Below are 23,041 nucleotides of genomic sequence, written 5' to 3'. Positions count from 1 at the left end.
ACTTTGACTTTGACTTTGACTACGAGTGTATTCGGATCTGGAATGGAAAAGGGAATAAACATCGGGTAGTTACACTTGCCACTGAACTTATACCTTTACTAAGAAATCAAATTGCTCAGGCTGATGAATACTTAAAATTAGCTCCCCAGAATGAACGATATGCAGGTGTTTGGATGCCAAACGCGTTAGCTCGTAAATATCCATCGGCTAACAAGTCACTGGCTTGGCAATATTTATTCCCGTCTTATAAATTAAGCGCCGACCCTGAGACTGGCGAGAGCCGGCGACATCATTTTCATCAAACAGGTGTACGTAAAGCGGTTAAAGAGGCAGCCAAAAAAGCACAAATAACAAAACCGATAACGCCCCACACTTTTCGCCACTCTTTTGCTACACACCTGTTACAAAGTGGGGCTGATATTAGAACAGTACAAGCTCAGTTAGGCCATTCAGACGTTAAAACCACTCAGATTTATACCCATGTTTTACAGCAAGGCGCAAACGGTGTTGTTAGCCCTTTGAGCAAAATTTTCTAGCTCGTTTTGGGGCATACATGAGTTAGTGGAACGTGCGCTTTGTAGAACAAAAGTAACGTTGACGACCGTCTTTTGTTCCACAAAGCGCATGTCAGGTAAAGTCTATCCCCGTTCTTTTTAAACGGTGAGGTTCGGGTATGGGCTACTACATTTTATACTTGGTAAAAAGTGCAAATCCCAGCAAACAATTATGATCACGGCAATCAAGTCGCGCCAGTTACTGGCATATCCGAATCAAAGCCAACACTGGTAAATAGGCTATCTAATTCAAGCTCAAAATCTTTGCGATTCACATCCAACGCTTTTAATGTTGTTCCACCAAGTAACGCCTCTTGGCCTTTCTCTAGGCGTGCATGTAAACTTGCAATTACCGCACGAATGCGATCTCTATCTTGCTGCGCCAATGCTTTTTGACTTTCAGTTTCATGGTCAAGCTTTGCTAACATTTCCAACCGCTCAGAGAGCTCCTTGTACGCTAAAAAATCTAGCTCTAAATTTTTAAACAGTAATTGCTGCGCTTGATCTTTACTGCTGATATCAACCTTTACTGGCCTTGTCATCATATCAGCCAACAACGCTCGGAGCTTTTCGTAAGCAGCCTCATCATGAGAGGCGATGCTTGTAAGGTCAAATAGAACTTCGTGATCCGCAAATTGGAACTGCAGTAACGCTTCATTTTTATCATCTTGCGACGTTTCGCTAGCCGAGCCATTGCTCATGGCATTCATAAAGTTTTGTTTAAAGGTGTGAGCACGCCCCCCACCAGCAGCAAGGTGATTGTCATTTGCTGTAAGCTGATTATGAGCGCTCGGGATCACCAATTTCTCTCGCTCTACAGGTGAAAAGTTCAGTGAAGTAGGCTCAATCAGCGCTACTTGATGTCCAGTTAAAAACGTTGGCATTGGGCAAGTCTAAAAAACAATCTCGGTGCTAGATCTTTGCAAGCATTATTCCAAATAAATATTTTCAACAATCAGCCGATGAATTGATATCAATAGCCACTGAACACGGAAACGTTTCATTTTCTTAAATAACACGTACAGCTTCATGGGCAATTCATTGCCGCTTAGGTACGTTAGGTTGCCCTATTTGAAGGCTAAATGGCAACAAGTTTACTGCTGAACAAATTGCAAAGCCCGTACTTAAAAAAGAAACGCCGCAATAGCAACGAAAGCGGAATTTGGTATAAACCTTGCTGTATAAATATCAACCACCTAATGGATGTGCTTAATCATGAAATTGACGAAGGAAGAACTACAATTCATTAACCGAACCCTAGCCGGTAATCGCGTTGCAGGTTCGCTATTGCCGGAAGCTAGGGATCAAAAGCAGCAAACTCACAGCGAGATTAAAAAGTTACTTGCGAGTATTTCAAATAGTTCTCAGTTTAGTCTCGTTGCTAAAAATGCCAACGAGCAGGTCGAGTTTCCACTTAGCGACCTATCGGCATTGATGGAGATTTTAGACAACAACTTAGAAGCACCTAATATCGTGGAAGCTGCTAACTCTAGTGCACCACGTAGTTGGCGTACCTGCCCATCAACGCCGGTCAGGTTTAGATTGTCCCCTCAATTGATGCCGTTTAATATGATCTCCATATCTCAATCCGGTGGACTGATTAATACTTTTCCCTACAAAGCAAATGCAATCCAAATTAATGTGATCAGTCGGATAGCTAAACTATATCTTGCCGACCCTATTCCACTGTTTGCAAACGTCCACTCAATAAAAGTGGCAAGCCCACTGGAGCTCGCCGTATCCTTTGCAATGAATAAAACCGATAACGAAAAACTCAAAGCATTTATTCTTCACAACTACATACAGCGCAAAGGGTTAGATTAGTTCAGCTTGATGGGCGCAAAGATAGAGCGCCGACCAAGAAGTGCTTACAATGGCTACAAGGATTGGTAAATCACTCGCATGGCGAGCAGTAAAAAGGCACAGCCAAGAATTTTATCAATCACAGCTCGCTTAGCCGTTAAATCGAATTTATCTCTTGCTGAGGCACTCAACATTGAGACAATAAAGTACCACAACGCATCGATCGTTAGCACAGTGATACACATGATAAAGCCTACCATTAGTGTCATCTTTTCTGGATCGATAAACTGCGAAAAGAGCGCAACGAAGAAAATAGCTAACTTCGGATTCAAAAATGCAATTGCAAAACCATCCTGCGCTGCTTTGGCATACGACGTTGCCACTTGAGACTGTGATACCGCTAACCCTTGGCTCTTACTCATTAAGATTTTTATCCCCATCCATGCCAAGTAGGCGGCACCACCGTAAACCAAAAATTGGTATACAATCGGAAATTGATGAATAAGCCCTGACAACCCTAAGATTGCTAGGCTGGCATAAATTCCAACTCCCAAACCATGCGCAAGGCTTGCGACAATACCATGTTTGGCACTATGAAATAGGCTATAACGCAAGACAACCGCTAAACTTGGGCCTGCTGACATAGCACCAAAAGCACAAATAGCAGCAAGGCTTAACCAGGCTGTAAGCTCCATAATTTTTCCGTAGAGAATTGCTAAACGAGTAGGATAACAGATTTGAAAAAATAGATGACACTTTGTAAGTAAAAAGGAGCTACCTGCCCCTTTCTACGTGTTTTTTATACAGACTGCGTTTGTAATTGACATTCTGTTTTATGCTGACCAATAAACCAAATGCTATTGGCTTCGCCATAGTAAGCTCTATGCTTTGTCTTATCTGCCATTCGCCAAAAAGTAACACCTAGGATTATAGCGGTTAACTCCAAACCAATAGAAGACCAAGCTGTCGCTGGCCAAATACCAAGACTTGGGATTGCAAACGCGATGACTGAAGTCAGTGGCAACGAGAAGCACAAAATGGCAATCGCCCTTTGTGACCAAATTGCCGCTTTACTCATACCGATAACGAACGCTGCAATCAAGGTAAAACCAAAACACAGATAATAGACCCACATATACACAACATTGATGTTCATTGTGGTCAACGCAGCCCATTTTGTTACAGCAAACGCGGCAGCTACACCCAATAATGAGCCCATTGCCACGCCAATAGTCAATTTCCCCATCACTCGGGTTGATTTTGACTGCTCCGGCTGCTTTTGCTTACGGCGCTTCTCAAGCCACAACAAATTACCCGTATAAAACAACACCGCGCCTAAAATACCCATAATAAAATAAGCCCAACGACCAAACTCACCGCCATAACTGCCAAAGTGAAGACCGAATAATGTGGTCACTACCGCCCCCCAGATCCCTTGTGCATCGTCCGCAACACTGCTTGCCGATACTTCAAATGTATAAGGGTTCATAAATAAATAATCAGCTTCTGGGCCACGCATCAAGTGTTTATCACTTAACAATTGAATTGACGCAGAGGGCCTTGCACTATTTAATCGACTCAGAGTTATTTCTTTGACTTGATGGCCTGGTGCGTAGTCTTTCGCTTTTTGCAAAATCACCTCAAGTCTAGGCAAGTTTTCAACCTTGTATTCAATAGCTGGAGGTGTTTGGCTTGAAAAAAGCGGCTTATCGCCATACAACTTACCTAGCCCACCATACAAAATATCGTGGAATGCGAATACGATGACTGTGATGGCGATAATAATATGAAACGGTAAACTAGTGATCCCAATTAGGTTATGTGTATCAAGCCAAAAACGGCTCGCGCCTTTTTTATCTCTTAGGGCAAAAAAGCTTTTTACTAAGCTCGGCAATAAGAAAATAACGCCTGAAACAAGCGCAATAAAATACAAAATTGCCGCAACACCCAGTACATAGACCCCCGCCTGATCATGACCAATTTCCCCCGCAATGCCTGCACTGCGGTGAAGATAATCCACTAACGACGATAGCTCATTAATATAGCTGGTATGCGCCTCAAGTTCCCCAGCTTCATTTAAAGTGCCGTGCCAGAGCGTTTTATCAAGGCTCAAGCCCCGAGCGCCACCTTGCTCATACCAAGTAACTGGAGAATGGTCTGCTTCAAAATGAATATTAATACCATTTAGTGCCTCAGGGTGTCGCTCAAACACACGATGGAGCAGCGCATCATATTGGTCGGCGTCTACTTGAGACAAATGATGGGAAGGAGGCGTAGCCCATTTATCAATGCTACCAGCAAACATGGTGATAGCGCCGGCAAAGAAACCGATAAACAGCAATAGACCGGTAGTTACACCGGTCCAAGTATGTACATTTTGATAAATCCTTAATATATCGGCGCGGATCTTCATGCCATCCCTCTTACAACAAATAAAATAACGTAAACAACTAAATTAGCGCCGCCAAGCCAAAGCACTGCTTGTTTTGAGTTTTTGAACATAAAAACAAAACTCAAAATGAGTAACCAGATAGGAGAAATCATCCACATACTAAACTGAGTCCGCCAACTTTGTCTTGCAGGAGTTAACGTGTCCATCAAACCATCACTGCCAACCCAAGCGAAAAGACCAACGATCCCAAAGCTTAGTGCCAAGCCAAGTATGACACCTGCAAGTGTCTTTCCCCACCAGTCAGGCTGAATTTTATCAGCATGTGACAACCTGCTCATTGTGATTTCCTAAAAAGTATTAAAATGGTGAAGGGAATCAGCGCGGTAAGCACCATGACACCGACAAGCCAACTAAATACGACCGCTGCACCAGTGAAAATTTGTATTGCAAAAATGAATGTAATTGCCAGAAGAATGTAGCCAGCAGTTCTGACACGCTTGGGCAGAGCTCGCTTTAACAAGCGCTGATGCTTGCTTGTGCAGTAAATTAACGTAATTGCAAGGCTCAGGAGAGCGACAAAAGACACACTTAACAAGGTAAAACTCCGTTTTACAATTAGATTGAGGATTAAGGTGAGGTCAAGATTATAGCGAATGTTTTACTTTCAGCAACACAAAATACAATTGATATGATAATCATTTTCACTACACATCAGGGTGTAGTGAATATCCTAATACTTTTTATACAAAGACCAGCTAACAGCAGCCACATTGATTTGTATACAAACGTGAAACTCCCATGATATGCTCTTTTGTTGCGCTTTTCCCAATCTATCATTACGCTTAGTGAAGGTAATTTAGGATAAACCCACCGATGCAAATTGTTCTCTTATTGCTACTCGCCCTACTTAGCACCAATGCGCTGGCAAAAACGGATAGTCGTGCGGTACATATTTGTTTTGAAAGGTGGTGGCCTTATAGCTTTGTTAACGAGCAAAAACAGGTTCGAGGTATTGAGGTCGATATAATTAAATCAGCACTTATTGGCACTCGCTACCGAGTGGCGTTTCATGAACTTCCTTATCGTCGCTGCTTAGCTGGCGTTGCCGATGGTACATTTGACTTTACCTTACATGTAGACGAAGCCGATGGCTTTCCAATCATTGATGTTTCATTCACCACCTGGCAGCTCTCTCTTGCGGTAAAACAAGGCCGTTTTAGTAATCCTGATGACTTTTATCAAATTGCAGCCCCTAGAATCATGATCTCTGAGGATTACAGCTACCCGGAAGCCGCAGTGCAAGAGTTAAAAAAAATCAATGCGGCCATTGTTATGCGTTCCTTTTACGAACAAAACCATGACGACGGTAAAAGGTTTTTTACCGTGCTCAATAACAACAGAGTTGATGCAGTTTTAGTCGATAAAATATGGGCGTTAGAGATGATCCGCCGCCATCAACTTGAGGTCACTTTTCTACCGCGTCCCTTTCATGCTGAGCAGCAATTTATGGGATACAACATTGCTAACCAAGCAATGGCGAAGCGTATAGAGTCGCTCTTAGGAAAGGTTTCAAATAAAACAATTAAAGCTATTGAGATTAAATACTTAGGTGATGACTTTTAACTTCTAATGCAATAATTTCATGTTCAAATAACAAACAAATAACTACACTGCGAATATCTAGTCCTACACTTATAATATCCGTTTCTCCATTTGCCCAGCACTCGAAGGAGCTTATATGAAACCCTTACTTTCTTGGCTCATCGCATTATTATCTTTGATTGTTCTTGGCGCTTGTGGTTATTGGTTTTGGCTAACGAGTGAGCAGGAAGAAATATACAGTGTAAAAAGAATAGCAAACAGCGAAAGCAATCCAATTCTTGAGTTTTATCCGCATATTTCACAAGTTAACAGACCCGCCGATACCTTCGTATTTCCGATTGCGCTAGGAGATATTGGTCCGAATACCAACCTATACTCTGGCCCTAACCAATATCCTTTTTACTGTATGACTCTGGACTCTGGCCTTGGTCAACCAGAAATAGATAACCACGCCGGGTTCGGTGTGCCGGTGATGGATGAGCAATCAAACCAAGTACTTGGTTTTAGTAAAGATTGCATGGCAAAAACGCGGTTACGCTACTTTGCGATAACTTCTGACAACCAAATCAAGCCGCTAGACGAAAGAAATAAAGCGATAGAAACAAACTTACTGTTACGCGTTGAGCAAGGCACCATAAATCGCTTCATTTACACTATCGTTATGCCCATTACAGTTGACGAAGTGGGTGATAGACAGGCTAAGTCTCAATGGAATAACCGGCTTATCTACCAATTTAATGGCGGTTCAGGGATTGGTTTTAGACAAGGTAGGCAAAAACCGGAGCGTGTAATAGATAGACAGCTAGAGCAGTTAAAGCTTGGCTACGCAGTCATAAGCTCTAGCGGCAATAAAACAAGCTACACCTACAATATGTTACTGGCCGAAGACACCGCAAGACGGGTGAAAAAGCAATTTACTAGTTTATACGGAGAGCCACTCTATACGGTTGGGATTGGCGGCTCTGGCGGTGGTCTCGCACAATATTTGATTGCACAAAACAGCCAAGGGATCTTAGATGGCCTTATCCCACTTTATAGTTACCCTGATATGATCACCCAAACCACTTACGCGTTAGATTGTGATTTACTGAATAACTACTTCACCTTTAGAGCCAATGACAGAAAAGCATGGCGTGATTGGACCCGCCGCCGTCATATTGAGGGCATGAATGCAATCAACGACTTTCCGCAACGAGCTGGTTTTTTACAACCACTCAACCAATTAATGTCCGGGTTTGTACCCTCCTTTCCTGATGGCAATAGTGAGTGTATCAATGGCTACTTTGGATTATCTACTTTTATTAATAATCCAAGGCAAGGGTTCTTAAGGGCCTTTTTTGAGGATGAGGTAGTAGAGAGAACAAACTGGAGTTATTGGCAGGACATGGCCAACGTATTTGGCACGGACCGATCAGGCTTAGGATTAAGCACTTGGGATAACGAAGGTGTTCAATATGGACTAGAAGCATTAAAGGCTCAGCAGATCACGATGGCTGAATTTATCGATATCAATAAAAAAATAGGTGGATGGAAGCCCCAAAACCAGATGCAACAAGAAGAAATTGTATTACCGTTTGGCCACAAAGTACCTATTTGGCTAACGCTTTGGGGCAATCATAATATCACCATGCCAGACGACAATGGCATAGCACCTAGGCACAGCGGCAGCCTTGCGGCGATGGAAAAAGCGTATCGCTCAGGGCAGGTATTTATTGGCAAAGTTGATATCCCTATTATTGATGCCAGGCATTATCTTGAGAATGAGCTAGATATGCATCATATGTCTGCTTCATTTTATACTCGATTGAGAATGTCCGCCGCAGATTCAAACCCAGAGAATCAAGTAATTTGGGTCGCACATCAAGCGTTTAATCCAACTCAACTTGCATTTGAAAAAATGGATGAATGGTTACTCAACCTCAAAGCACAGCCAAATTCATCCGTTGCAGACGCAAAACCGAAGACACTTGCTGATACGTGTTTCGACGAACAGGGTAAAGTCATCGCCAGCGGCAAAGCTGTGTTTAATGGTATCTGGAATAACCAACCGCAAGGAACTTGTACCGCCAGATACCCAATGTTTTCTACCAGCAGAATTCAAGCCGGTGCAAACTGGGCTGGTGATATATTTAAGTGTCATAAAATATCGATTGAAGCGGCCCTTGCCAAAGGGATCTATGGGGAGGTAGATATCTCAACACAACTCGCTACACTTAAACAAATTTATCCTCAGGGCGTATGCGATTATAGTCAGCCCGATATAGGTAGACCGCAAGATCTTGATTGACTGGGAAAATATCGCTGCTTAGACTTAGACCTAATAGGAGAACAACGGATTAGAATTAAATGATGCAAGCATTATTTTCGTACGGCACATTGCAACAGGAACAAGTGCAACTAGATACTTTCAACAGGCGATTAGAAGGTGAGAAAGCGGTACTTTGTGGATTTAAAGTTGGCCAAGTTAAAATAACAGATCCCGCTGTTATTGCCAGTAGCCAAAAGGATATTCATCCCATTCTAATCGCGACAGGTAATGTAAAGGATGAAGTCGAGGGGACTGTATTTTTAATCACGGAAGCTGAATTAGCTCATGCAGATGAGTACGAGGTGGATGACTATCAACGCATTTCGGCAACTGCTGCTTCTGGACAACAATGCTGGATTTATGTAGCAAGCCAAAAAGCAATTCTCGTAGAAAGTCTATAAAATGATAGAGCTTTCCTAGCTCTATCATTAGCTACTACATATATAAACTACTCACACGCCTTACCGCAGTTACTTATTGTAACTTGTTTCTGGCCCATATAGCTCGCAACGCCATATACTCGATTAAACGCAATCGCGCCGATAAACTGCCCATCATATAAAATACCTGGAGTCCAATCACTGCTATGCCAGCGACCGCTTGTTAACGCGTATTTATTTATACGATTCGCACCATGGGCAGCAACACTGAAGTTACCTCTCCAAGAAGAATTTAGAGTAGGAGTACTCTGGTACACTCCAATTTGAGCAAAATATTTATTGAGCGAGCAGACTCCACCGGTGGGGGCTGGCCGCTTGGTTTTGATAATTTAAGTATTACCTCTCCAGCATTAGCACTTAATGTGGTAATACCAATCAAAATCAAACCAGCAAGTTTACAGATGTCTTTCATGCTCACTTTCCTTATTATGAGTCGACTGAACCCATAATATATACAAATAATGTAACAGAAAAATGTGTGTTTATGTCGTTACTATTAACACAACTGAGCTGTATTATATTCCGATGCTGAATTAAGCCAACGCATTTAGATTTCAATCGTATCATTCTCGGCCTCATCCTTTTTACATTCACAATTGCGACATAGTATATCGGCGTTTACTAGAGACATGGATGTCTCCTTTACATAATTAGTCGATTCTGAATATTGGTGTTTTGATGCTTAGATTGGCAGTCACGGCGGGATCGCACTTTGTAAAAAGGCTTTAACACCCGCCTCCTTTCTGATCTAATTGTACAAATGTCACTGGCGACTCAAAACTTATGAGCTTCGAATCTGAAATACTAGAGCCTGGTGGGCAGTATAAAATCCTATTGAGTGAATTAACGGGCTTTGATGATGACGCACTGGATAAAACAAAGCCATGCGACACAACAGTAAAATTGTTCCGTATCCGAAAAGGTACTATCGATCCTAAATTTAAATCCGGTAGTCGAATAAATGCCATTCAGGAAAAGCAATCTGAAAAGTTCCAAATTACTCTTAACTAGTTAATTTCAATAACTTTCTCCCTCTTCTAAAAGTTATTTTAAAAACTAAATAAGAGTAAACATAGCCCAAAAGCTCTCGCAAGAGAGCTTTTTCTTTAATGTGTATTCCACTTCTTATCCGCACTTTCCGATTCAAAGCAGCTGAAGACTTCCAAATAAGCTATTGAAGAGACTTACCTCGTATCAAAATGGCTACATCGTGAAACAAACTGGCACCGAGTGACAGCCAATATAAAAAGGCCTCAACATTTAGTAGAGGCCTTTTCAATGCTAAAACTGCAGTTAAACTTAAAAACGATAGCTCAAATTCAGTGCTAAGTCGTTTACATCATTTGCAGAAATGAAATAGTGGCTAAAATCTACTCCTAATGTCAAAGCTTCACTGAGTTGATAATGAACACCACCCCCTATGTAACCGCTAGTACCGCTGTCTTCGTAACGAGTGGAAAATCGACCATCCCGAACGCTATTAATTTTGTAATCCCAATTAAACGCGCCCAAGAACATTTTACCTACAAATTGATCTGCAAATGATTTTGAGTAATTGAATTGTAATGCAGGACCTTCAGGCAAAACCGGGGCAACTCGCGCCAAAGCCATTTGGCTTTGCTCAGGATCCGCACCTAAGCCGGTAAACTCCACGCTTCCTTGACCAAGGTCAATATAGCGAAGTCCTACCTGCCAATTAGGAACTAATTCATAAAATGCCCCTATTGACCAACTACTGCTATCTTCATCTAAGTTGACGATGTTTAAGTCTGAAGCGTTAATTTCACTATCTGCTGTAGATTGTCCGAACGTTGCCTCCACTTGCCAATTGCTCGCCTGTGCTTGTGTGCTTAATAAGCAACTCGTACTTACCAATGCAAAAGCGGGTAAAAGTGATTTTTTACGGCGCAGTACCAGCGCGCTGATTAATAGTAACAACATGCCTCCCATAGTCCCTGAGGACTTATTAGTTATTGATGTAACTTGTTTAACTGATACCGTGACGCTTACTTGGCCCTCAGCCATAGCGCCAAACTCATCTTTAACAACATAGTTAATTGTATCAACACCTTCAAACCCGACTTTTGGTGTGTAACTCAGCGTACCATCAATATTAATGGCCACTGTACCTTGGCTTGCAGTTGCAGAAACAATGCTTAACATTCCGCCTTCAGGGTCACTATCATTTGCAAGTACATCGATAATGATTTGCGCACCATTTGAGGTTGCGGTGTCATTCGACACTTGCGGTGGTTGATTGGCGATAATAGAAACTGTCGCCGTACTATTGCTCGACCCGCCCTGTCCATCAGTCACACTATATTGAATAGTCGCATTGCCTATAAATGCAGCTGGAGGCGTATAGTTCAATTGATTATTTTCGATACTAACAACACCGAAATCGACACTCGCCCCTGTTATGGTTAGTGTATCATTGTCGCTGTCTGTATCGTTTTCGAGCACATCAATTATAATTGTTTGACCAGAGACAATTGTCACACTATCAGCGTTAGCGACAGGTTGTGCGTTATTTGAGATTGGTACTGCAATTCCACCTGGGTCGACAATACTGCCATTGGCAATACCATCATCATCATTTGGCCCCCCGTCAACAATACGTAGTTGCACACACCAATCACCATCGCTAAGACCTGCGGTCCATTCATTGCTTCCTGGAGGAGGACAGAAACCTGGCTCACCCTGCGTTGAGAGCAATTCGTTACCTTCCCCAACCACAAAGTCTTGCCACTCACCACCTATTAATTTGCGATAAACCGCATTAAGTGGAATAGGTTTGCGTTGCGGTAACACGATACTATATACATCACCAGGTTGTGGTAACCCCGTCGCAATAAAGTCGAACAAACCACCTGCGTTAATGGCATTTGGATCTGAAGGCAGCTCTGACTCCAACAGCTGTAAGCCACCCGTATTGTTCTGCGGTACAGTTGCGCCTTTACGTAAACAAACACCAGGGTCGCCTTCAACTAGGAACTGGCTAGATTCTAACGCTTGCTCTTGCACCACGTTACAATCTGTGATCGCATCCATGAAATCAGGAATACCATCTTCGTCCTCATCGGCATAGCCTTCTTGATCATCCGGAATTAAATCACCGTCACTATCCTCTCCGGTCAACGGTGCTAAAGAGTCAACAATTTCTATAAAGACATTGCGAGATGTCGACAGACTTGGCGTCGCATTATCTTCTGCCGTAACCCTTACTTTATAAATACCCGCCGGGACATTGGCAGGGTTAAACTCAAAGATAAATGGATCATTCGATATATTGACTAACGCCACATCCGGCTGCCAGCTCACACTCACAAGATCATTCGGGTTAGGATCAGCAACTATAGCTTCTATGGTAACCGCTTCATTTGAGGCGGTGATTAAGCTACGCTCTTCACCACTTTGCTGCACAACTGTCGATAAACTTGGTGCCACGTTCTGCTCAACAATTGTTACTGTTGAAGTAGATTTAGCCCCTCTGTTTACTGAGTCACCGAGGGAGATCACAATGGTTTCGTTGTCTTCGCTTATACCATCAGCAAATATATTAAAGTTGATGCTAGCACTAGTGCCTGAGCTTATTATCACTTCACCCGACTGCAAGTCATGATCACTGCTATCCGCTGAACCCGAAACGGTATAAGGTACGGTTACAGGGTAACTTGGTGCAGGACCATTTAGGTATACCTTAACTGAGTGGCTACGCTCTTCTGCAACTCTACTATCTTTTTGCAGTGACACCAGAGGGTTGACGTTAAGATTCTGACTCGCTGTGGCTTGTTGTCCTTGATTATCCGTTGCCTGCCAATAAACAATGTGTTTACCAGGCGCAAAGATAGGAATCCCTCTAACTAAAGATACCGGTAGTGGATTCCCTGAGCTATCTAACGCAACAGCAGTACCAAGATTCACTTTGGTGAATAAGCCTGTTGCGTTCACAGTTAAGTCACTCGGCGCTGTAATTGATGGCGCATTACCCGTGCCCGTACCATTAATCGTGATACTAGCATTTGCCTTTGCTCTCGCTTTACTATCATCCTCAATCAAATAAGTAACGACTACTGGTGCTTGTGCGTTTTGCACAGCTTGGTAAGTTAGGGTGTTATTGGCTATGAACGCAGAACCAATTGAGGCTTTAGCGCCGATAATTCTGAGCGCGCCGCCATCTGGATCACTGTCATTGCTCAACACAGGAAGTACATACTGATTGGAAGCCACAGCATCGAAGGTAAAACTGTCATCAACGGCAATAGGTGCATCATTTATGGAAGTTACTGTCATCGCGACTGAAGCGGTATTTGACTTAAACTCACCGTCTGACACTGTGTAAGTAAATACGTCAGAGCCATTAAAGTTCGGTAATGGTGTGTAACTAAATACAGTACCTTGAATTTGAACTACACCATTTTGTGCTGGTGACACCAACTCCATCGTCAATGCATCACCGTCGGGATCACTAGCCTCTGCTGAGAAGCTCGTAGTCCCATCTTCAAGCACGCTTCTTTGCATATTGTTTGCAATCGGCGCGGCATTAACCGGCTCAACATTGATTTCAAATGCAGGCAAGCTTGCTTGTAATGCCCCATCACTGACACTGATGATAATATTGCTATAAGTACCTACATCTTCTCTAGTCGGCGTACCCGCCAGATTACCAGACGACGTATCAAAGCTTGCCCAAGCTGGTAAGCTGGTTACAGAGAATGTCAATGTTTGAGAGTCCACATCGGATGCTGTCGGCGTAAAGCTGTATGCTTCGTCTTGTTTCACACTTGTTGATGGTGTACCTGAGATAATTGGTGCGTCATTCACAGCATTCACCACTATGCTAAACGCAGGCAAAGATGCTTCAGCTTGGCCATCCGACACCGTAATTACGATGCCGCTATATGTACCATCTTGTCCTTCACTTGGCGTGCCAGTAATCGCGCCTGTTGTATCGTTGAAACTTGCCCATACTGGCAGGTTCGCCACACTGAATGTTAAGCTATCACCGTCGGTATCCGTCGCCGTCGGTGTAAAACTGTATGCAACATCTTCATTGACAGAAGTCGAAGGCGCTCCTGAAATAACTGGCGCATCATTCACTGATGTCACTGTAATATTGACTGTCGCTGCGTTCGACACTAAACCTTCGGCATCTTGTACCGTATAAGTAAAGCTGTCATTTCCGAAGAAATTAGCATTCGGCGTATAAACAACATTACCAGTGGTTAGTATTTGCAGTGAGCCACCTTGAGGCTGACTAACAATTGCAACGCTTGCGACATTGAGCTGGCTATCTACGTCCGTATCATTACCCAACACGTTTATCTCAATGTTGCCATCTTCAAGTAATTGAGCCGTATTGTTAACTGCAACTGGTGCATCATTAACTGCGGTGATATTGACTGTAACTGTTGCTGGATCAGAGCGCAGCCCTTCACTATCTTCAACGGTGTAAGTGAAGGTCAATGTACCATTTTGATCTTGTTTTGGTGTGATGGTGAGCACACCATCAGAGCCAACCGTGACGGTAGCTAGGTCGTAGTTGCCTACACCATCGCCTTTATCCTCAAGTACAATATCCGAACCATCAAAACCTTGATCTTCAACGTCAGAGTCATTTGCGAGGATCGCCAATGTTGTTGCAGTATCTTCGTTTGTTGTTACCGTGTCATTTCCTGCCACAGGTCGGTCGTTTACAGCACCAATATTAACGGAAATCGTGGCAATATTTGACTTACCACCTTCACTGTCAAGAATCGAGTAAGTAAAGCTATCACTCCCCGTCTCATTAGCATTTGGCGTATAAGTAATGGTGCCATTATTCAGGTCTATTGCCGCTTGCCCCTTGCTTGGCTGCGACTCAAGCGCAATAACCCCAGTTGGGTTGGTATCTTCAACATCAGTTGCACTTGCTCTAATGGTCAATGCTGAGGTTGGCGTGTCTTCGTCTATATTAGGTGTAAAGTTAGCCGCGACTGGTAAGTCATTGACAGGTGTTATGGTAATGCTAACCGTTGCCTCATTTGATTCAGCCTGAGTGGAGTCTTTAACCGTATAAGTAAATGAATCCGAACCATTTGCATTAGCGGTAGGCGTAAAGGTGACGACCCCATTACTCACGCTTAATTGCCCTTTCGTCGGCTGAGTTTTAATCGTAACCGATGAAACAACCATGTTGTTTTCAGGGTCACTATCGTTAGTAAGCACATTCACCGAATTAGACGCGTCTTCAAGTGTAGTAAGGGTGTCATTCACAGCCGTTGGAGCGTCTTCAACCGCATTCATATTGATTGTTACGGTGTATACCGGCGAGCTGGCATTAGCGCTGTCTTCAACATGATAGGTGAAGCTATCTGTATGATTCTCACTTCCCCCATGAACATAGCTAAAGCTACCATCGGTGTTGAGAGTTAACGTACCGTATTGAGGATCAGTGTCTTTCACTATAGTCAGACTGTCATTGGAATCAAGATCATCGTCACTCGCAAGCGACAGTAGACCATTGTTGAAATCTCGCGTTAGTGTTGCGCCTTCATCGATAGTGAAGCTAGTACTTTGCCCTGTTGGTGCATCGTTGGTATTAACGACTTCAATATTAAATGCTGTGAGCGTATCGCTATCTGTACCATCACTCACCGAGATTTCAATATTAGAAGTTGTGCCAACATGAGAGTCATCTGGCGTACCTGAAAGCTTACCTGTTTGCGTATCGAACGTTGCCCAACTTGGCTTGTTCGTAATGCTAAAGGTATGAGTATCGCTAGTATCAGAATCACTTAAGGTCGGCGTGAAATCATATTCACTGTCTTCATCTACAGTTGTTGCCGGTGTCCCTGACAACACAGGTGCAACATTGTACTTTTTAATCACAGTATCTGTTACTACGTTTGCTTCATTCCCTGCGTCATCAGCTACGGTAACAGACAACGTCAATGTTCCTTCATTTAAGGAGGTGACATTGATGCCGGTCTCTTGCTGAGTGGAGCCCGTAATAGAGATCGCACTTGTACTAGATACTGAGCTGCTGCCGTCTGAAATTTCATAAGTAAAGCTACCCGCAGATTCCAAACCTGTTAAGGTGAAGCTAAACGCAGTCTCATTTCCTGCATTGATCAGGTCTTGGTCAATCGCAGCTGAAATGCCGCTCGGTGCCGAATTATCCAGCGTGATGGTTTGGGTGGCGGCAGTGGAGGTGTTACCTGCGCTATCCGCCTGAGTTGCCGAGACGGTCAGCGTGCCATTGTTCAAACCGCTGACATCCAGTTCACTACCACTCAACGTCCAGTTACCTGAGTTATCAGCAGTCACCGTGCGACTAACTGAGCTGCTGTTGTCCGTGATAGTCACCGTAACACTATTGCCCGCTTCCGCGCCGGAACCGATAATCAAGACATCGTTATCTTCCGCGGCATTAACAATTCCGTCGGTTTCAATTGGTGTAGTGATGGTGACAGCCGACGGGGCTGCATTATCCAGCGTAATAGTTTGCGTCGCAGCGGTGGAGGTGTTACCTGCGCTATCCGCCTGAGTTGCCGAGACTGTCAGCGTGCCATTATTTAAACCACTGACATCCAGCTCACTGCCACTCAGTGTCCAATTACCTGAGTTATCTGCAGTCACAGTACGACTCACCGAGCTGTTGTTATCCGTGATGGTCACCGTCACACTGTTGCCCGCCTCCGCGCCGGAGCCTACAATTAAAACATCATTATCTTCAGCCGCATTAACGAGCCCATCGGTTTCAATTGGTGTAGTGATGGTAACCGCCGACGGGGCTGTATTATCCAGCGTAATGCTTTGCGTCGCAGCGGTGGAGGTATTACCTGCCGTATCCGTTTGCGTGGCGGATACCGAAAGGGTGCCATTATTGAAACCGCTGACGTCCAACTCGCTACCACTTAGCGTCCAGTTACCTGAACCATCAGCGGTGACGGTGCGGCTCACTGACGAATTATTGTCAGTGATAATCACCGTCACACTATTACCAGCTTCAGCTCCTGAACCTGCGATTAGTACATCGTTGTCTTCCGCTGCATTAACTTTGCCATCACCTTCGATTGGTGTGGTTATACTTGGAGCACTTACATTAGTATCAATAGTGACCGATAACCCAGCACTGTCAACTGTGTTACCAGCAGTATCCGTCGCCCGGGCAGAAATGGTTTGAGCACCTGTGGTTAGCTCTGAGCTAGTGATTGTCCATGTTCCACCGCTTACCACAGCGCTGCCTACATTGCCATCTACACTTGAAATGAGCGTGACCGTGTCACCGGTAGTACCTGTACCTGTAAACGTAGGGGTGGTATCGTTGGTAATATTATCAGTGTTTGAAGAACCTGTATCACTACTTGCGCTAAGGTCTGGAATAGAAGGCGTACTCGGTGCTGTTGTGTCAATAGTTACACTTAGGCTACTTGAGGACGTACTTTCATTGCTACTTGCATCGGTCGCCTTAGCAAAAATCGAATGTGATAACCCAGCAGTCAAGGTATCCGTTGTAATTTGCCAATTACCACCCGTTGATGTGCCAGTACCAATAACCGTTGTGCCTCCGCCCACCTGATCACTATATAATTTAACCGTCGCCCCGCTCTCGGCAGTACCACTGAAGGTTGGTGTGGTATCATTGGTAATGTTGTCTGTGCTTGAAGGACCAGTATCTGAAGCCGCATCCAAGTCTGGTGTCGATGGCGCATTTGGGGCGACATCATCGTTGACTGTTATGGTAAATGACTCTTGATAACTTGCGGTTCCATCGTTTGTTTGAATACAAATAACATAGTCACCTGGAGATGTTGATGCTTGCGTTTGTAAAGTACTGCCTGAAAATTGGAAGCTATCGTTACCCGTATTTGCGCTACAAGTACCGTTATCACTGGCACCTGAACTCACCAGACTATAGGTGTGACTATCGCCACTTTCCACATCCGTGGTACTGGCTGTCGCGACAGTCGCGGCAGTTCCGGTATTCGATTGGTCTATACTTGTTGCTGTCAATGCAATATCGGTAGGGGCATCATTGACGGGAGTAATAGTGACTGCGGCCTGATTTGTACCAGTACTGTCTGCCGTACCATCATTAAAGGTATAGTTGAGTGTTACAGATGAGCTTGGATCCTCAGAGCTATTACCGTAGCCAATTGATTGCAGTACATTATCCACTAGAGCGGAAGTAGCACTGCTGTTGAAAGTGAGTACCAGCGTGCCTGCAGAGTTAGTGGTGACTGTACCGACTTCTGTACTATTGTAACTTAGCGCGCCTCCCTGAGTCAGTGTACTTAGCAGCCCTGTGTTACTAAAGACATCCTCACTATTAGCGCCACCTGAGCGTGAAATAGTTAGCGATGCACCATCGTAATTACCATTTCCGCCATTAAGTGCGTCAAGCTCAGTATCTGCGATGGTTACATCACTATCTATCGCAATCGAAGTTCCATTTTCAGTAAAGGTATTACCACCATTTAAATTACTAAAGATAGGCTCATCATTCGCCGCTTCAAAGGTGATCACTGTATCACTGCCAGAGTCAGCGACCGTATATGCAAGATCATTACCCGGTGAATTTGTGAGCGATAGTGATACTTCTACGCCTGAAAAATCGCTTGCATTAGTATCTATCTCCAGCGTACTAGTTCCATTGAAGCGAATATTGCTGGTTGATAATCCCGTTACGCCTGTAATTGTTATCTTATCTCCGATACTAAGATCGGCGATTGTGTCACCATTTAAATCACTTTGCTCACCGACAAAATTATCGTTACCATCGTTACCTGTCATGGTATCTGTACCGCCGCCAGGACGTATAATGTCTGCGCCACTACCACCTGTGAACGTATCAGCCCCCCCCAAATCTGTTGCCGTTATTTCTAGCACATCACTAGAAAAGGCAGAAGCGTCTATGACTAGGTCAGACGTGATTGCACTGCCGCTGGCATTTGTAACCGACACAGTTTGACCGTCGGCATTAAAGTTATCAGTAAGTGTGATCGTTGCTGCGCTATTGGTGCCAATTGAGATGCCTTCAACAGCAGAAACCGAGGTGGTCGAGAAGTCAAATGTTCCTCCATCCATGAGTTTTAATGTCTCACTGCCCGCTCCCCCTGAAATTGCGGTCGCAAAATCACTCAAATTAGCCGCGTCAATCGCGACAGCAGCGCCACTTGCTAGACTGAGGTTTCCTATATTGAAGAATCCACCTCCAGTTACATCCGCACCATCTGCCGCTAAAACAAGGTCTGCTACGTTCGTGTCGCCAGTTAAATCTCCAGTGTAGGTGCTACCACCGATATCGAAGGTAATTGCATCATCATTAGCAGTTGCTGAAACATCAGTGGTACCGTTACTGATGGTAATGGTCCTAGTATTGCTAGAATCGTCACCAACACTATAAACTTCAACCGAAGAGAAAGTGGTGATATCCCCATCACCAGAAATATTAATAGTTTCTGATCCAGCTGCTGAAATATTACCAGTAAAACTTTCATGCTGAGCTACTGTCATGGAAACAGATGCGCCAGAAGCCAGTGTCAGATTACTAACTGCATTAATATTTGCACCAGTTATATCTGCACCAGAACTTAAAGACAAAGTATCGGCAGTGGTATTTTCGCCAGTAATTGTTCCAGTATAAGTGAGCGAACCTAAATCGAAGGTAATTGCATCTGAAGTTGAGGTACCGGTAACAGAATGACCTGCACTGCTCACGGTCACCGTTCTTGAATTGGTTGAATCATCGGATAAAGTATAATTTTCAAGCGCAGAAACCGTCGTAATATCGCCATCACCAGAGACAGTTAGAGAATTAGTGCCATCCCCTGAAACCGTGCCTGTAAACGACGACAACTGAGATACTGATATCGTGGCAGATCCATCAGTAGCTAAAGAAAGGTTCTCAAAACCACTCACTGTCGCCCCTGCGATACTTCCGCCATTACTGATTGAAAGCGTATCTGTACCACTGCCTCCAGCTAGAGTACCTGTAGCTGTGAATGTACCGACATTTATTGTGTCATTACCACTGCTTCCTGTTACGCTTTGCCCAGCAGCTCCGAGCGTAAAGGTGTTAGCCGCTGAAAGTATATAAGTTTCAATCGCACTATTACCAGTTAAACCATCGGTACTATCGCTAATAGTGACGCTCTCAGTTCCCGCAGCGGTCACAGTTGTAAAACTATCATGTTGTGCTTCAGTCATAGTGACCGATGCATTATCGCTTAGCGTTAATGATTCAAAACCGCTTAGTGATGCCCCGCTAATATTAGCGCCCGAGTCAACCTGTAACGTATCGGTGCCGGATCCACCAGAAAGCGTACCTGTAGCAGTAAACCCAGCAACATTAACTGTATCGTCGTCACTACTACCCGTGACATTCTGTGATGCTACTGCCATGGTGAAGTTCATTGCAGCGCCTAACACATAGGTTTCAATATCGCTATCACCGGTTAGGGTTTGATCTCCATCAGCACTAGATATTGTAAATTGGTTTGTACCTGAACCATTGATCGTGGTAAATGCATCGTGCTGGGTTTCGGTAAGCGTTAAAGCACCATCATTATCAGGGGTTAATGTTTCGAAATTAGTTAATGACGTAAAGTTAGCTAAATTAGAGCCAGTCACTACAAATAAGGTATCCGTTCCCGTTCCCCCATCCGCAGTTGAACCAGCAATGTGGCCAGTATCAGCAATAGTCAGTGTTTCATCGTCACTCGTGAAGGTAATTGCTGGAGATAAATTCGTTCCGCTCGTAGTATCAAAACTGGCTGCGGTACTGCTTGCTGCAGTGACATTACTGACGGAAATAGTAGCTGTGCGAGCAGTACTATTATCTGTACCATCATTTATCACGACAGTGACAGTTCTTGCGGTTTCGTTGGGCGTACTGGAGGTATTATTGTAAGTGATCGCCTGTAAGAACGTTTGCACTTCTGCTGCGGAAGCCGTTGCGCCAGTTATAGAAATTGCATCTTGTAGCGAAATATCAGAAGAACCCGAAATTCCCGTCAATGCATCTTGAGCGGATGCACTAACATTCAGGCCTTCAGATGCACCATCTTGATCGTTGGTAAGGCTGACTGTTATGGAGGCAATTGTATCGCCATCAGCTTCAGCCACAGCAGCATTCGCGGCGATATATACCGCACCACCTCCTTCAGAAAATGAAGCACTACTATTATCACTACCACTTGTTGAATCTAAATCAACTGCAGGTGCGGTGTTGGCCGTTGAGAAATTAAAGGTAGTATCGTCACTGATCCCCGCAAAACTGTTTCCCGCAGAGTCATCAACAGCAGTTGCATCAATACGAATGGCGTAGTCGCGATTACCTGTTAGGTCATTCGTAGGGTTTATATAAATTTTATCATTTGTAATGCCAATACGACCTGCACTTGGGCTAGTCGTTGTACCGTCACTTTCTGTCGCGACATCAAACACTTCAAAATCACTACTACCACTGACGTCTCGAATACTAATGTTACCTGTTCCCAACGCGATAGTTTCACTAAAATCGATCACAATATCATTGCTACTTACCACACCTGTAGCATCATCATTTGGCGTCGAATTTGCGCTATCAAATGTTGGGAGCGTGGAATCTACAGTAAAAGAAGTAATACTTAACGCACTATTCGTATTCCCTGCTGAGTCAGTGATAGTAATAGTACAATCACTGTATGTACCATCAGCTAATGCTGTCGAGTTATCTGTTTGGGTCAAAGTGATGGTTTGGTTGCCTGTTGAGCTAATCGTTGTTGAGCTTGAAGTACCACAACTACCACCTACTGACAATGTGCCTGTTTCTGTAGTGCTAAACGTATAATTTGGTGTTGTATCATTCGTTGGCGTAGTCACTGCGGTCACTTCTGCTACCGTTGGCGCTGTGGTGTCTACCGTAAAACTAGTAATGCTTAAAGCACTGCTGGCGTTGCTTGAAGCATCTGTCACAGTGACCGTACAGTCGCTATAGGTACCGTCGGCTAGAGCTGTGCTGTTATCTGTTTGAGTTAAAGTTATGGTTTGGTTGCCTGTGGCGCTGATTGTGGTCGAGCTAGATGTTCCGCAGCTACCTCCGATAGACAAAGTACCCGCCTCATCAGTCGTGAACGTATAATTGGGTGTACTATCATTTGTTGGTGTAGTTACCGCTGTCACTTCACTGATTGTAGGGGGAGTGTTATCAACCGGCGCCGCCGCAGAAAAGGTAACCGTATCTACTGCAAATCTGTTGTCATAAACACTATTAAACGAGTCATAAAACTCCAACACCACTGTATCAACGTTTTGCCAATCATTGCCTGAAAAATCTGTGTCTCTTGTAATCGTAAATACATCTGCAGCGTTTCCTTGGGGTATGGTAATTGTAGCGGTCACGGGCGTCGCTGAAGTTCCTCCATCATACCCTTTCAAGAGGATCTGATAATTATCATTTGCTATTTGTAAATTAGGATAGATGGAAATTGAATCAAAACTAAAGTTATTGCTAGAATCACTGGTATAGAAAATATACCCACCAGCAGTAGCTGAAGGAGTACCATTAATAAAATCATCAGCTGCCGCTGCAGTGCCTCCATACACAGTCATCGTTGATGACGTATAGGACGTTGCTGTACCTGCATCTAGCAAATATGTGACCGAGCTCTCTGTATGAGATATATTCGAGACCCCACTACCAGACTTCACTTTGTAATCAATAGAGGCTGCCGTGACTGGCAGGCTAGATATACATAGCCCTGTAAAAACAGTACCTTTAATAACTGCTGTGATTCGATTCAACTTCATGTCCCACTCCAAATGACTGATTTGGTATATTCCAGAGTACCCAAGATTAAAAAAGCGTTTTGTTTATAAGTTGTCGAGTTATTGAACTTCTTAGGTTCAAACATACCGCAAATCAAAATGCTCTCAGAAGAAACAGGCCTCGCAGTATTGACTGCGGGACCTGTTC

The 23,041-nt window shown here is 43.9% G+C and carries 11 protein-coding genes; 6 read left to right on the top strand and 5 right to left on the bottom strand.

Annotated elements, in window-relative coordinates:
- Positions 1–536 (top strand): integron integrase (locus CWC03_RS18245; RefSeq protein WP_138583089.1); only part of this gene is annotated, 536 nt, incomplete at its 5' end.
- A 203-nt stretch (positions 537–739) separates the two neighbouring features.
- Here the strand turns inward: CWC03_RS18245 and CWC03_RS18240 are convergent.
- The gene (locus CWC03_RS18240) at positions 740–1,438 is read right to left on the bottom strand and encodes a hypothetical protein (RefSeq protein ID WP_138583088.1); all 699 of its coding nucleotides are present in this window, start codon (positions 1,436–1,438) and stop codon (positions 740–742) included.
- A gap of 331 nt (positions 1,439–1,769) precedes the next feature.
- Here CWC03_RS18240 and CWC03_RS18235 point away from each other — a divergent pair, with 331 nt between their 5' ends.
- Positions 1,770–2,378, top strand: a complete 609-nt coding sequence (locus CWC03_RS18235; protein ID WP_138583087.1) for a hypothetical protein — start codon at positions 1,770–1,772, stop codon at positions 2,376–2,378.
- Between the two features lie 53 nt (positions 2,379–2,431).
- On the opposite strand, the gene CWC03_RS18230 is transcribed toward CWC03_RS18235, so the two are convergent.
- The 3 genes from CWC03_RS18230 to CWC03_RS18220 all read right to left on the bottom strand — a co-directional run bounded on the left by CWC03_RS18230 (position 2,432) and on the right by CWC03_RS18220 (position 5,087).
- On the bottom strand, positions 2,432–3,052 hold the full coding sequence (locus CWC03_RS18230) for a LysE family translocator (RefSeq protein WP_138583086.1): 621 nt from the start codon (positions 3,050–3,052) through the stop codon (positions 2,432–2,434).
- 104 nt (positions 3,053–3,156) lie between these two features.
- Entirely contained in the window at positions 3,157–4,770 is a 1,614-nt protein-coding gene (locus tag CWC03_RS18225) for a PepSY-associated TM helix domain-containing protein (RefSeq protein ID WP_138583085.1), read from the bottom strand.
- The gene (locus CWC03_RS18220; RefSeq protein ID WP_010605265.1) at positions 4,767–5,087 is read right to left on the bottom strand and encodes a hypothetical protein; all 321 of its coding nucleotides are present in this window, start codon (positions 5,085–5,087) and stop codon (positions 4,767–4,769) included. The genes CWC03_RS18225 and CWC03_RS18220 overlap by 4 nt, the downstream gene beginning before the upstream one ends.
- A 535-nt stretch (positions 5,088–5,622) precedes the next feature.
- On the opposite strand from CWC03_RS18220, the gene CWC03_RS18210 reads away from it, so the two are divergent.
- The 4 genes from CWC03_RS18210 (at position 5,623) to CWC03_RS18190 (ending at position 10,110) form a co-directional block, all read left to right on the top strand.
- The gene (locus CWC03_RS18210) at positions 5,623–6,372 is read left to right on the top strand and encodes a substrate-binding periplasmic protein (protein WP_138583083.1); all 750 of its coding nucleotides are present in this window, start codon (positions 5,623–5,625) and stop codon (positions 6,370–6,372) included.
- A gap of 115 nt (positions 6,373–6,487) precedes the next feature.
- Positions 6,488–8,638 (top strand): DUF6351 family protein, encoded by a 2,151-nt coding sequence (locus tag CWC03_RS18205; protein ID WP_138583082.1) that lies wholly within the window; start codon positions 6,488–6,490, stop codon positions 8,636–8,638.
- 59 nt (positions 8,639–8,697) lie between these two features.
- Entirely contained in the window at positions 8,698–9,060 is a 363-nt protein-coding gene (locus CWC03_RS18200; protein WP_138583081.1) for a gamma-glutamylcyclotransferase family protein, read from the top strand.
- Positions 9,061–9,882: 822 nt separating this feature from the next.
- Complete coding sequence (locus CWC03_RS18190; RefSeq protein WP_249314073.1) at positions 9,883–10,110, top strand: hypothetical protein; 228 nt, start codon at positions 9,883–9,885, stop codon at positions 10,108–10,110.
- Between the two features lie 288 nt (positions 10,111–10,398).
- Here the strand turns inward: CWC03_RS18190 and CWC03_RS18185 are convergent, their stop codons facing one another.
- Positions 10,399–22,875 (bottom strand): tandem-95 repeat protein, encoded by a 12,477-nt coding sequence (locus tag CWC03_RS18185; RefSeq protein ID WP_249314072.1) that lies wholly within the window; start codon positions 22,873–22,875, stop codon positions 10,399–10,401.
- Positions 22,876–23,041 lie beyond the last annotated feature (166 nt).

Source organism: Pseudoalteromonas sp. S2755 (assembly GCF_005886535.1).
In the GTDB taxonomy this organism is placed as follows: domain Bacteria; phylum Pseudomonadota; class Gammaproteobacteria; order Enterobacterales; family Alteromonadaceae; genus Pseudoalteromonas.
This window is presented reverse-complemented; position numbering and strand designations above follow the sequence as displayed.

What these genes read in the sequence shown, in the direction of transcription:
- CWC03_RS18240 (WP_138583088.1), bottom strand. Translation starts at nt 1,438, where the DNA reads ATGCCAACGTTTTTAACTGGACATCAAGTAGCGCTGATTGAGCCTACT.
- CWC03_RS18235 (WP_138583087.1), top strand. Translation starts at nt 1,770, where the DNA reads ATGAAATTGACGAAGGAAGAACTACAATTCATTAACCGAACCCTAGCC.
- CWC03_RS18230 (WP_138583086.1), bottom strand. Translation starts at nt 3,052, where the DNA reads ATGGAGCTTACAGCCTGGTTAAGCCTTGCTGCTATTTGTGCTTTTGGT.
- CWC03_RS18225 (WP_138583085.1), bottom strand. Translation starts at nt 4,770, where the DNA reads ATGAAGATCCGCGCCGATATATTAAGGATTTATCAAAATGTACATACT.
- CWC03_RS18220 (WP_010605265.1), bottom strand. Translation starts at nt 5,087, where the DNA reads ATGAGCAGGTTGTCACATGCTGATAAAATTCAGCCTGACTGGTGGGGA.
- CWC03_RS18210 (WP_138583083.1), top strand. Translation starts at nt 5,623, where the DNA reads ATGCAAATTGTTCTCTTATTGCTACTCGCCCTACTTAGCACCAATGCG.
- CWC03_RS18205 (WP_138583082.1), top strand. Translation starts at nt 6,488, where the DNA reads ATGAAACCCTTACTTTCTTGGCTCATCGCATTATTATCTTTGATTGTT.
- CWC03_RS18200 (WP_138583081.1), top strand. Translation starts at nt 8,698, where the DNA reads ATGATGCAAGCATTATTTTCGTACGGCACATTGCAACAGGAACAAGTG.
- CWC03_RS18190 (WP_249314073.1), top strand. Translation starts at nt 9,883, where the DNA reads ATGAGCTTCGAATCTGAAATACTAGAGCCTGGTGGGCAGTATAAAATC.
- CWC03_RS18185 (WP_249314072.1), bottom strand. Translation starts at nt 22,875, where the DNA reads ATGAAGTTGAATCGAATCACAGCAGTTATTAAAGGTACTGTTTTTACA.